Origin of the sequence: Streptomyces sp. (assembly GCF_035563135.1) — a bacterium.
GTDB lineage: Bacteria > Actinomycetota > Actinomycetes > Streptomycetales > Streptomycetaceae > Streptomyces.
In genome coordinates this window covers 1-12,066 of the sequence record NZ_DATMVN010000406.1, presented here as the reverse complement: position 1 = coordinate 12,066, position 12,066 = coordinate 1, and the positions used below count along the sequence as shown (strand labels likewise).

Here is a 12,066-nt window from a genome sequence, read left to right as displayed (position 1 = left end):
GCGGACTCCTCCTCGGCACCGGGATCGGCCACAACGGGTGGCTCACCATCGCCTGGTGCCTGGGCCTCGCGGCACTCGGCTACTTCTGGTCGAAGGCCCAGTTCAACCGCGACCCGAAGTAACAGGAGGGCAGTTCGAGGGAGCCGCGGAACGCCGAGTGCCGGCGGGCAGGGAGCCGTTCTATCCGTTTCCTGAATCATGAGTTAGGTTAGGCATACCTAAGTAATTATGCCGAGGCCCTCGCCCGCTCCTCTGGAGAACCTGGATGCGTCCTTTCAACTCCCGCGCTACACGGCCCACTTCCGCCGAACGCGTGCTGTCGGTCCTGACCGCAGCGCATTCGATGACGGTGGTGAGCGATGGGCTCCACCCCATAGAGGTGCACCGCCTCGACGGCACGGCCGCGATGGGCCACATCCACCTGCACGAGCCGTCCGAGGCCGTTTCCACGACGCCAGGACCACGCATCCCCGTCCGGCTGGAGTTCACCGACATCGCACCCACGCCCGTGCGGGACCGCATGCGCGCCCGCGTCACGGTGACCGGCCTGCTGTCGGCCCCGTACAGCACGGAAGCCACGGAAAGCACCTGCATGGAGTTCGGCCAGGCGGTCTTCGAGGACCACGGGGGGCGCGCCTTCGTCACGCTGGACGCCCTGCTGGAGACGGACCCCGATCCGATCGCCACCAACGAGGCGGCGATGCTGACCCATCTGATGGACGAGCACAGTGAGCTGGTCCCCCTGCTCCTGCGCCTCGCGCAACCGCAGCCGGACAAGGGTGTGGTGCGCGTCCTCCCGCTCGCGATGGACCGTTACGGCGTGACCCTGCGCCTGGAGTACCCCGGCGCCCACCGCGACGTGCGCCTGCCGTTCCCGAAGACCGTGGCACACCTCGACCAGGCCGGCCCTCAGATCCACGCCCTGCTGTCCGCCGCCCGTCGCGCTTCCCACCGCAACCAGCTGCTCGCCTGAGCCGGTCCGATCACGCGGATGCACCCGGCAACGCTTACGGGAGGGGGCCTGCGCCCCCTCCCGTAAGTGCCGCCACGCTCAGCTCTGGGGACGGCTGCCGTGGTTCGCGCCGTTCTTGCGGCGGGCCCTCTTCTTGCGACGTCGCTTCGAGGACATCGAGCCTCCTCATTCAATAGCTTTTACGGACTATCAACCGGATTGTCGGCCCGGAGATCACAGAGCCCCTTACCCACCGACGCCCCGGCAAACACACGGCGAGAACATGAACGAGTGACGTGCGTCACGGAGTGCGACGGTCCGTTCACTCCGCGCGTCGCCTGTCCCGTACCGGACCGCACCGGCGCTCCGGCCTCCATGGACAGTCGCCGACCTGCTGTGATGTGATCCGTGCGGCGGAACGGCCTTGTCCGGCGCTGCTCACCGGGCGATCCCAGGTGCGTGGCGCACGGGTGGACCGAACCCCGCATCACGCCTTACGCCGCTCGGTCACCCGTGACTCCCCGCATCGCCACGGCGAGCGCCCGGGTCCGTCCCCCCAGGCTCGAAAGTTCCGTACACATGCAGAAGACCAAGGCCGCACTCTGGGAATTCCTCCAGGGGCTCGGCAAGACGTTCATGCTCCCGGTGGCTCTGCTCGCATTCTGCGGCATCATGCTGGGCATCGGCTCCTCACTCTCCAGCGAGGCCGTCAGCGACAACCTTCCCTTCCTGAAGGCCGAGGGCTTCCACCTCGTCTTCACCTGGATGGCCAACACGGGTCTGGTCGCCTTCACCTTCCTGCCCGTCCTCTTCGCGATGGCGATTCCGCTCGGTCTCGCCCGCGAGGACAAGGGAGTGGCCGCCTTCTCGGGTTTCGTCGGCTTCGCCGCCATGAATCTCGCGGTGAACTTCTACCTCACCGCGAAGGGGGTCGACTTCGAGGACGAGGAAGCGATCAAGCACTACGGCACAGCCGAGGTGCTCGGGGTGCAGTCCATCGATACGGGGTTGCTGGGAGCCGTGGCCGTTGGCATCGTTGTCGGCCTCCTCCACCAGCGCTTCCGTACCCAGCGGATGCCTGACGCACTGGCCTTCTTCGGCGGTCTGCGCTTCGTCCCGATCATCTCCGCTCTCGTCCTCAGCGTCCTCGGCCTGCTCATCCCCCTGGTGTGGCCGGCCTTCAACGGCTGGATCACCGCCGTGGGCCGCGGAATCGGACACGCGGGTGTCTTCGGGCCGTTCTTCTTCGGCATGGGAGAGGTGCTGCTGCGACCGGTCGGACTGCATCACATCCTCGTCGCGATGTTCCGGTTCACCGACGTCGGCGGTGCGGGGACCGTGTGCGGGGACAGCGTCTCCGGGGCCCTGAACATGTTCTACGCGCACCTGGACTGCGCGGGCGCGCCGAATGCCGCCGTCACGGATGCGACGCACTTCCTCTCCCAGGGCAAGATGGCGGCCTATCTGGGCGGCCTGCCGGGCGCGGCACTCGCGATGTACCACTGCGCGAAGAAGAAGATGCGCCCGGAGATCAAGGCCCTGCTCGTGTCCGGCGTGGTGGCCTGCGTCGTCGGCGGCATCACGGAGCCGCTGGAGTTCCTGTTCCTGTTCGTCGCGCCATGGCTCTACGCCATCCACGCGGTCCTGGTGGGTCTCGGCTTCCTCGCCGCGGCCGTCCTCGGGGTCTTCATCGGGAACACCGACGGCAACGTCATCGACTGGCTGGTCTTCGGCGTCCTGCAGGGACCGGCGACCAAGTGGTACCTGGTGCCGGTGATCGCGGCTGTGTGGTTCGCCGTGTACTACTTCCTGTTCCGCTGGGCGATCACTCGCTTCGACCTCGGGACTCCCGGCCGTGAGAAGGATCCGGAGCCGGACGGCGAGAGCGGTGACCACGGTGAGGACGCCGCTCCGGGCGGAGCGGAGAAGCCTGCGCGTGAGCTGGTGGCGGGGAAGTACGACGCCGTCGCCATCCTCGACGCGATCGGCGGCGCCGGCAACATCCGCTCCCTCGACAACTGCATCACTCGCCTGCGCATGACGGTGCAGGACGCCGGACAGGTCGACGAGGCACGGCTGAAGAAGCTCGGCGCCGTAGGGGTGATCAAGCTCGACGGCCACAACGTGCAGGTCATCATCGGGCCCCAGGTACAGTCGGTGAAGGACGCCATCGCTCTCATGATCCCGGTGGGCTGATCGTGACCCCCCCTTCCTCCGCGTCCTGCGGCCGGTCCCGTGGGACCGCGCAGGACCCGTACGGCTTCGACGTCCCGGTGGACCGGCACGGCACCTGGTGCACGCAGTGGGACTACGTCGAGGACCGGTTCGGCGTGTCCGGCCTGCTGCCCTTCACGATTTCCGACATGGACTTCGAGACCGCGCCGGAGATCATGGCCGCGCTCCACGACCGCCTGGACCACGGTGTGCTCGGGTACTCGCGCTGGCGGCAGGACGACTTCCTCTCCGCGATCGTCCACTGGTACGCGACGCGGCACGCGACGGCCGTCGACCCCGAATCGGTCGTCTACGCACCCTCCGTCGTCTACCAGCTGTCGCAGCTGCTCCGGCTGTGGTCGCGTCCCGGTGACGGCGTGGTCGCCCATACCCCCATGTACGACGCGTTCCCGAAGACCGTGGCGGCACACGGACGGCAGCTCCGCGCGTGTCCGCTCGACGACTGGGCGGAGCTGGAACGGCTCCTGGCGCTGCCCGACACAGCGGTACTGCTGCTGTGCTCGCCGCACAATCCGACGGGCAGGGTCTGGTCCGCGGATGACCTGGACCGGATGGCACGGCTGTGCGCACGGCACGGCGTTGCCGTCATCAGCGACGAGATCCACTCCGACCTGGCACACGACCCGCATGTCCACCGCCCGTGGGCCGGACTCGGCGGCGAGGGGAGGTGGGCTGTGATCACCTCGGCATCCAAGTCGTTCAACATCCCGGCTCTGACCGGGAGTTACGGGATCATCGGCGATCCCGGATCGCGCGCCGCCTATCTGCGTCAGCTCAAGGAGGCGGACGGCCTCTCCTCCCCCGCGGTACTGTCGCTCGTCGGGCACATCGCCGCGTACAGGGAGGGAGCGCGCTGGCTGGATTCCTTGCGCGCGTATCTCGCGGCCAACCTCGCGAGGGTGGCAGACCGCCTCCACGAGGAATTCCCGCAGCTCGGATGGGCACCCCCGCAGGCGGGGTATCTCGCCTGGATCGACCTGCGGCCGCTCGGCACCGACGACGACGTGCTGCAACGCGAGCTCGTCGAGGTGGAGAAGGTGGCCATCATGCCGGGTGCGGCTTACGGCTCTCCGGGGTGGGTGCGGCTCAACGTGGGATGCCCCCGGTCCAAGGCGGAGGCAGGGGTCGAGGCACTGGTGCGCGCGCTGCACCGGCTCACGTGAACGGTGCGGGCGGGCAGGCCCTGCCCCTGTGACGCCTGCCCGTCGGGCGCTGTGCGGGACACCTGTCCGGTACGTCACTCCGCGATGCCCGCCCCGGTGGCTGCCGTATGGTGCCGCCCGTCCGTGCGGACCCACCGGAACGGACCCGCCCGCCCCGCCGGAAGGCCGGTGGAGGCCGGTGATTCACCGGATGCCAGGCACCCGGCACGCGGCGAGACTTCGTCGACAGCACCCGCCACCCTTCCGTACGGAGGTGTCATGTCCGGTCTGCTCAAGAGACGACTGGCGAGCATACGTCAAGAATTGTCATGCACGCGACGCGCTGGTGTGCTGTCGGCCGCTCTCCTCCTGTCGGCCGTCACCGGTGCTTTCGTGCCCGCCGCGGCGGCGGAGGGGCCCACCGTCACGACCAGATACGGACAGGTGCGAGGGGAGGCCGGGGAGGCGGTCGACTCCTTCGCCGGAATCCCGTACGCCGCGCCGCCCGTGGGGGCCCAGCGGTGGAAGCCGCCCTCTCCGCCCGCACGATGGGCCGGCGTCCGTGACGCCACCACTCCCGGAAACCCCTGCATGCAGCAGATCCAGCCCAGTCCCTGGGGCGATCTCGCGGGCCCCGGCACACCCAGCGAGGACTGCCTGTACCTGAACGTCCACGCACCCGCGCAACGGTCGTTCCCCGAGCGGCCGGTGATGGTGTGGCTCCACGGCGGCGCCTTCACCATGGGCTCCGGGACGTTCTACGACGGCAGTGATCTGGCGGCCAGGGGTGATGTGGTCACCGTCACCCTCAACTACCGCCTCGGAGCGTTCGGTTACCTCGCCCACCCCGGGCTGGCCGAGGAATCGCCGCAGGAGGTGTCCGGCAATTACGGACTGCTCGACCAGCAGGCCGCTCTGCGCTGGGTGCGGGACAACATCGCGGCGTTCGGCGGGGACCCCGGCAACGTGACGGTCTTCGGCGAGTCGGCAGGAGGCGGCAGTGTCTGCCACCACCTGGTCTCCCCCCGGGCGATCGGCCTGTTCGACCGGGCCATCGCCCAGTCGGGCTGCGGATTCACCCTGCCCACCCTCGAGTCGCAGCAGAGCAACGGCACGGCCTGGGCCGCCACCCTGGGCTGCGCCGACGTCGCCTGCCTGCGCGCCGCGCCCGCCGACCGCCTGCTCACCGCCTCCGCCACGCCCCCGGCCCGCTGGACCCCCACCGTCGACGGTGCGCTCCTGCCTCTCCAGGTGACGGACGCACTGGAGGACGGACGGTTCCACCGGGTCCCCGTCCTTCAGGGCACCACCGCCGACGAGGGCCGCCTCACCGTGGCGAGCGCCTACGACCTGGCCGGCAGGCAGCTGACCGCGTCGGGTTACCCGGTGGCGGTCCGGACGATCCACAAGGAGCGCGCGGACGAGATCCTGGCCCGGTATCCGCTGTCGGACCACGGCACACCGGCGGAGGCTCTCGGTGCGATACTCACCGACTCCCAGTTCTCCTGCATGCAATCGCGCACCGCGGCCCTCATGGCCGCGCACACGCTGTCCTTCCAGTACGAGTTCGCCGACCGGCACGCGATGGACTACCTGAACATGCCGATCAGCTTCCCCATCGGCGCTCCCCACGGTTCGGAGATCCGGTACGTGTTCGGCGGCGTCTCGGGCACCCCCGCCCAGAACACCCTGTCGGCCCGGATGCTCGACTACTGGAGCAACTTCGCCAGGACCGGCGTCCCGTATGCGGCCGGAGCTCCGCGCTGGCACCTCTTCCCCGAGGTGCAGGTTCTCGCCCCCGGCGCGATCACGGCGACGACCAGCTTCCCCCAGGACCACAAGTGCGACCTGTGGAACCGGCCCGCCCGGTGAACGGCTGAAGGCGCCCGCCGCCGGCCGGGGGCCCCAGGGAGGTCCGCGGTCCCGGCCCTCCCCCTCGGCGGCGGAACTCCGGATCGAGGACGGACGCGCCGGACTCGATTTCCTGCTTCTTCCGAGTCTGAAACGCGTGGAGGCGGGCAGACGGGGCGATGTGTCAGCTGCGCGGTGCGGCCGACCGGACGGGGGGATGTGTCATGGAACAGCTGACGACCGGCTGCGGAACGAAACGGGACAGGCAGGCATCCGGCCCGGGCGTCCTGGCGGACAGTGCCGCCTACGACATGACTTCGGGTGAGATCGCCCGCGCTCGCGGCTTCGTACGGCAGTTTCTGTCCGATGCCCGCTCCACGCACGGCTTGGACGTGCCGTCGCGGACGCTGGACATCGCACAGCTGGTGGTGAGTGAGCTGGCGACGAACGTCTGCAAGTACGCCCCGGGCCCGTGCCTGCTGGATCTCGAAGTGGACGGCGACATGCTGGGCATCACCATGTGGGACTCGGGCTCCGTGCTCCCCACCGCCCTGCAGGCCGACCCCACTCGCGCCGGACAGCACGGCCTGGAGATCGTTCTCGCGGTCTGCCAGAGCTTCGAGGTACGACGCGAGCCGGTGGGGAAACGCGTCCGCGTGCAGGTCTCGCTGCTCGAAGGCCCTCATGGGGATCCGGCCGGCCCCACACCCTGGTGATGCCCCCTGAAGCTCATCCGCCGTACCGCACAGCCCGCGCCCACGGCGTGCCGCTACGGGCCCTGTGCCGCGGAGCGGACATGTGAGCACCCCGTGAAGGAAGCACCCCCAAAAGGTGCATACTACAGGGATGTCCGCACACGATGATCACGCGATATCCACCCGGTCCGAGGCCTCGGACCGCCCCGTAGCAGTGGACCAGTACCCGCTCGATGGTGCCTGGGTCGTCGTGGCAGCCGGTGAGCTCGACATGGATACGGTGCCCGCGCTTCAGGAAGCCCTGGAAGCGGGTGCCGCTTCGCACTCTTCGGTGGTTCTGGATGCCGGTGCGATCACCTTCGCGGACTCCACCGCCCTGACCCTCCTCCTCCGTATGGACCGGTCCACCACGTTCAGAATCGCGGCCCCGGGCCCCGCCCTGCTGCAGCTGATGCAGATCACGGGCGCCGACCGGGTCCTGACCGTCAAAGGGACCGTGGAAGAGGCACGCACGGCGTGACACCGAAGAGACCCTGTCCGCGTTCCCTGAGGGGAACGCGGACAGGGTCTCCGCCGCGTGGCGCCCACGACGGCACAGTGCCCCTCCGCGGAGGCCGCCCACGCGGTACGGCGCGGCCGCACCCCCCTCCGGGGGTGCGGCCGCGCCGCGGTGTCGCCGGTACTCAGTAGGCGGAGTCGACGTTGTCGATGGAGCCGTACTTGTCGGCGGCGTAGTTGGCCGCCGCGGTGATGTTGGCGACCGGGTCGGTCAGGTCCTGCGGGGTGCCGGAGACGTGGTAGGCGTCGAACGTCGGCTGGATCACCTGCAGGAGGCCCTTGGAGGGCGTGCCGTTCTGCGCGTTGACGTCCCAGCCGTTGGCCGCGTCGGGGTCGCCGCCGGACTCACGCATGATGTTGCGGTGCAGGCCCTCATAGGTGCCCGGGATCCCCTCGGCCTCCATGATCTTGAGGGACTCACGGATCCAGCCGTCCAGATTGTCCGGGTCGGCCGCTGCCTTGCCGGCCTTCTTCGCGAGGGCGTCCACCTGCGCGGAGACTCCGGCTGCCGAGACGCCGGCCGTCGGCGAAGCGCTGTGCGAGGCCGGCTCGGCGGCCTGCGCGGGGGACGGGGCGAGGGTCAGGGCCGCTGCTGCGGCTCCGACGGCGCACAGTCCGGAAACCGAGAACCTGCGGATCCGGGCGGTACGGGCGACGGGGGACGGGGACTGGGTGGACGTACGGATGAGGCACTCTCCTTGCGGTGATGACAGGTACGCCACGAGGCCGGCTGCGGGGCGGAAGCACGCGATGAGGTCCGCAGTGCGGAACACGGCGCTCGACCGGCCCGGAGCCGCGGCTCCCGTGGACTTCGACCATGGTTAGCGGCACACCAGGAGGAGGGCAACGACCCGCATTACTACATGCCTACGTAGTACGCCGCCGAGAAGCCGGACAGTGCGCTCCACCGGCGCGAGCCCTCGCCCCGTCCCCTACTGCCGCGCCTCGTATGTGACCTGCGGCCTATGGGCTGACTCACGCCACGGGCCGGCCCCGGCCTGGTTCGCAGCCATACGCGCGGGAGGGCCGGGCCGCCTCCGGTCACTGCCCGCCGACGGACCGGACGGTGACCTTGCCTCCGCTGCGGGCGACCTGGACGGCGTGGACCCTGCCCGGAGCGGTACGGGCGGACCGCAAGTCCTCGCTCACCTCCACGGTGCACGGGTGCACGCCCGCCAGCCGGCCGACATGGTCCTTCACCGCGATGACCTCCAGGTGGTCCCTCCCCCTGGAGCCTGGCGGCAGACCCACGGCTCCCGCGATGGTCCCCTTGAGCCAGTCCACCTCGTCGATCTCCTCGGCGAGCAGTTCCGTCGTCCCCCCGACGTCCCTGCCCAGCCCCACCCCCGGGACCGCACGACGCCCGATGAGGAAGTCCCGGCGCTCGGCCGGCGAGGCTGGGGAGAGCGGGCCGACGGGTAGCAGGACGTTGATCATCCGCAGCTCCGCAGCGACCCGCCCGTCCACGCACAGCTGGACATCGATGGCCGACATGGGCCACGGACTCGTCCCCTGGGCCACGAAGCCGCCGAAGCGGGCTTCGATCTCGGCCTCACCGGTCTCCGGCGGCGCTTCGAACAACTCCAGCCGTTCCACCTTGACGGGGTAGCCGACCACGCCGCGGCCGATCTCGTGGGACCACCGCCACGGGCTGTGGGACGGGATCACATGGAGGAGCGTGTCCATGAGTCCCTGGTTGAGGCATCCCTTCGGCACCGTGCCGCGGGCGAGATCTGCCACTCCGGAGGATCCGGCCGCCCCGATGGCCAGCGACGTCAGGTACTGGAACGCCGGTCCGTGGAACAGCTCGCCCGAAGCGTACGGATCCGGTTGCGCCACGGCGTCCGGCAGCGGGGCGAACCGCTCCGGGCGGTGGAGGGGCCGGTCACCCACCAGCACGGTGCCACTGGCTGCCACCTCGAACCGGGACAGCGCGGGCGTCGTCGCCTCACGCCACGTCAGCAGCTTCACTTCCAGTCCTGCCTCCGTGGAGGCCACCTCCGTCCGCAGCCGGACCGGTTCGGCGAGCGGAATCCAGTGCCGGAGGTCGACATCGCGCACGGCGGCCACCTGGCTGCCGGTGTGATCCGCGGCGGCCCGGGCGAGCTGGTCGACGACCGACATCATGGGCAGCGCGGGAACCGTGAAGGTCGGGCAGTGGTCACCCGTCCAGGTGTCGACAGCGGGATCGAGCGTCTTCTCCGTCACCCCGGACGGACCGTCTCCGGGCACCACGCGGACACCGAGTCCACGGACGTGGTAGAGGCAGGTGTCATCGCCCCAGAGACGGGCTTCGGCAACCGCACAGGTCCCACGCGTGTCCTCCGTGACCTCCAGGATCTCCAGGTCGATCCTGATGAGGCGGTTGCGGGGGGTGATCTGGCCTCGGTACTTCCAGATGATCTCGTGGCCGGGCATGACGGGCTCGAACCCGGGGTGGGAGATCCCCGCGGTGAGGCCTCGCTCGATCAGGTAGAACTGGACCAGCTGGCACATGGCCTCGATGCCGAGTGAGCCCGGCTGCACCGGGTCCTGGAAGAAGTGGGCCTTGAAGAACCACTCCCCCGCGTCGACGTCCTTCTCCGACCGGAGCCGCCCCAGTCCCGCGCTGCCGCCGTCCGGCCAGTAGCCGGTGATCCTGTCGATCATCAGCAGCATCGGACCGGGCAGAGCGGCCGGGCCGGTGAAGTACCGGGCGGGCCTCGCCTTCAGGTCGACCGCACGCTCACCGGGTGCCTCCAGCGCGGCCCTGTCACTCTCCTGGACGGGCAGCCCGGCCTGGTGCTCGAAGGCCGAGGGCGGGAAGAAGCCGAAGACCGTGGACAGGACGAAGACCTCTTCACCGTCGGCCGAGCACCTGATCGAGAACGACACGATGATCATCTCGCCGGTGCGCGAGATCGAGGTCAGTTCGGCCTCGGTACGCACGGTCCGGGTGGCCGGTGTGATCTCGCCGGTGACCGTTCCGCTCCCGTCGAGGTTGCGGAAGAGCAGATCGACGTCGGTGGCCGACGGGCAGCCGACGTGGACGGCCAGCCACCCGCACGGCTGCAGCGCGATCTCCATGAGCACGGCGAACGGCATGGACTTGCCGCCGTTCTGCTCGAAGTACCAGACCTGGCCGGGTACGTCGTACTCGGCGACCACCCGGCTGCCCTCCCGCATGCCGCGCCGCGGACCGTCCACGGAGACGATGCGGGTCATGAAGTGGTACGGCGGCCCGGGCAGCCGTGCGATCCTGCGCGTGCCGTCGAAGTCCTGCGCCTGGGCACCGAACGCCGCACTGGGCCTTCCCCACGCGCACGCCAGCAGCGACGGGTAGTCGAACACGAACCCGTCGGACTGTGCCACCGGTGCGGACTCGCCATGACCGACGAGGCCGCCGAGACGGGCCAGGGGCACCGGACTCCCGCTGGTCTGCTCCGTGCGCCCGCCGAGCTGCCGCCAGTGCTCCAGGGGCCAGTCCGGCACCAGCCGGAGCACGGCGTTCCGGCCGTGGAAGGCCTTGACCCCGTCGACGGTGCCCAGGATGTCGGCGTACAGCGTCGGCTCGGGGCCGGCCGAGACGCCGCGCACGAACACCTCGTACACGATCCGCCGGCTGCCGGGGGTGGCCTGTCCGCGGCACCGGGCGGTACAGGGCTGCTCGGCGGCCGGCTCGAAACGCCATCCGTCCCTGGCCACGGTGAAACCCAGGGCAGCCAGGTAGAAGGCCATCGCCTGCAGACCGGCCTGGAGCATCAGTGTTCCCGGCATGCACGGGTCGTTCCTGAAGTGCCCCTCGAAGAACCAGTCGTCCGGTGAGACGGGTGTCTCCGCGCGGAGGTAGCCACGGCCCCACGGCCCTCCGGCCGGGTCGAAGCCGGTGATCTCGCGCAGGAGCAGCAGCCGGCCGCCGTCCGGGCGGGGAGAGCGTACGTGTGACCGGGTGATGTCCCAGTCGGGGCCGAAGCAGTCCGCCGGGCGGCCGGCCGCGAAGGCCAGGACCTGTTCAGCGGTGAAGGACGAGCGGGGACAGTGCACGGCCGGGGCGTCGTGCGGGAGGCCGACGGCCGGTGAGCAGGAGGCAGGGTCCCAGCGCACACCGTCGGTGTCGTCGAGTTCGGCCTTCGTGAAGAAGCCCGCCTGCCCGTCCCGGACACTCAGCCGGAGTTCGTCGCCGACGTAGCAGTCGTAGTGGAAGAAGAACAGACGGATGCCGTCGTGCCGGGCGTGCCTGTCGATGTGGATCTCGTACCGCAGCGTCTCCCCCGCCCGGGGCGGACTGCCGTGATAGGTCAGTTCGCAGCCGAGCAGCCGGTAGGCCCGTTCGCCCCGGTTGAGCAGATCGATCCCGAGCCAGCTGATCAGCAGCAGGTCCGCCTGGCCCGCCTCGATCATGAGGCCGGCCGGCATGCGCCCGGCCGGGTCGAGGTACCAGCTGTCGAGGCGGACGTCGGTCTCGGTCCGGATCGTGCCGGTGGCGTGTTCCGCGCCGAGTTCGGCCAGGGCTGCGGGGACCGCGTCGATGCCGGTGACCCGGTCGGCGAGCAGCATCGGCGGCCCGGGCATCCTGGTCTGCAGTTCGTACGCGTCCTGTGCGGCGAACCTGGGTCCCAGCAGGGTGGAGACCGGCCGGGAGGCGAGGTGTTCC

The 12,066-nt window shown here is 69.9% G+C and carries 8 protein-coding genes and 2 pseudogenes; 7 read left to right on the top strand and 3 right to left on the bottom strand.

The genetic code is table 11. The features are described from left to right. Both VN520_RS17755 and VN520_RS17750 read left to right on the top strand, forming a co-directional pair. A pseudogene (locus VN520_RS17755) lies at positions 1-122 on the top strand (ABC transporter permease); the annotation flags it as partial. 143 nt (positions 123-265) lie between these two features. Continuing rightward, positions 266-973, top strand: a complete 708-nt coding sequence (locus VN520_RS17750) for a DUF2470 domain-containing protein (RefSeq protein ID WP_325747904.1) — start codon at positions 266-268, stop codon at positions 971-973. Positions 974-1,051: 78 nt separating this feature from the next. Here the strand turns inward: VN520_RS17750 and VN520_RS39650 are convergent, their stop codons facing one another. Beyond that, positions 1,052-1,129: a 50S ribosomal protein bL37 gene (locus tag VN520_RS39650; protein ID WP_374104540.1), complete on the bottom strand. Its 78-nt coding sequence runs from the start codon at positions 1,127-1,129 to the stop codon at positions 1,052-1,054. 402 nt (positions 1,130-1,531) lie between these two features. On the opposite strand from VN520_RS39650, the gene malX reads away from it, so the two are divergent. The 5 genes from malX (at position 1,532) to VN520_RS17725 (ending at position 7,395) form a co-directional block, all read left to right on the top strand. Continuing rightward, positions 1,532-3,148, top strand: a complete 1,617-nt coding sequence (gene malX / locus VN520_RS17745; protein WP_325747903.1) for a maltose/glucose-specific PTS transporter subunit IIBC — start codon at positions 1,532-1,534, stop codon at positions 3,146-3,148. 2 nt (positions 3,149-3,150) lie between these two features. Beyond that, positions 3,151-4,350, top strand: a complete 1,200-nt coding sequence (locus VN520_RS17740) for a MalY/PatB family protein (RefSeq protein ID WP_325747902.1) — start codon at positions 3,151-3,153, stop codon at positions 4,348-4,350. Positions 4,351-4,677: 327 nt separating this feature from the next. Further along, positions 4,678-6,201 carry a carboxylesterase/lipase family protein gene (locus VN520_RS17735; RefSeq protein WP_325747901.1) on the top strand — a complete coding sequence of 508 codons (1,524 nt, stop codon included), beginning with the start codon at positions 4,678-4,680 and terminating at the stop codon, positions 6,199-6,201. Positions 6,202-6,404: 203 nt separating this feature from the next. Continuing rightward, positions 6,405-6,896 carry an ATP-binding protein gene (locus VN520_RS17730; RefSeq protein ID WP_325747900.1) on the top strand — a complete coding sequence of 164 codons (492 nt, stop codon included), beginning with the start codon at positions 6,405-6,407 and terminating at the stop codon, positions 6,894-6,896. 130 nt (positions 6,897-7,026) lie between these two features. Continuing rightward, positions 7,027-7,395 (top strand): STAS domain-containing protein, encoded by a 369-nt coding sequence (locus VN520_RS17725; protein ID WP_325747899.1) that lies wholly within the window; start codon positions 7,027-7,029, stop codon positions 7,393-7,395. 163 nt (positions 7,396-7,558) lie between these two features. Here VN520_RS17725 and VN520_RS17720 read toward each other — a convergent pair whose 3' ends face one another. Both VN520_RS17720 and VN520_RS17715 read right to left on the bottom strand, forming a co-directional pair. Further along, positions 7,559-8,119: a transglycosylase SLT domain-containing protein gene (locus VN520_RS17720; protein WP_414719876.1), complete on the bottom strand. Its 561-nt coding sequence runs from the start codon at positions 8,117-8,119 to the stop codon at positions 7,559-7,561. Between the two features lie 355 nt (positions 8,120-8,474). Next, a pseudogene (locus VN520_RS17715) lies at positions 8,475-12,066 on the bottom strand (hypothetical protein); the annotation flags it as partial.

What these genes read in the sequence shown, in the direction of transcription:
- VN520_RS39650 (WP_374104540.1), bottom strand. Translation starts at nt 1,129, where the DNA reads ATGTCCTCGAAGCGACGTCGCAAGAAGAGGGCCCGCCGCAAGAACGGC.
- malX (WP_325747903.1), top strand. Translation starts at nt 1,532, where the DNA reads ATGCAGAAGACCAAGGCCGCACTCTGGGAATTCCTCCAGGGGCTCGGC.
- VN520_RS17730 (WP_325747900.1), top strand. Translation starts at nt 6,405, where the DNA reads ATGGAACAGCTGACGACCGGCTGCGGAACGAAACGGGACAGGCAGGCA.
- VN520_RS17750 (WP_325747904.1), top strand. Translation starts at nt 266, where the DNA reads ATGCGTCCTTTCAACTCCCGCGCTACACGGCCCACTTCCGCCGAACGC.
- VN520_RS17725 (WP_325747899.1), top strand. Translation starts at nt 7,027, where the DNA reads ATGTCCGCACACGATGATCACGCGATATCCACCCGGTCCGAGGCCTCG.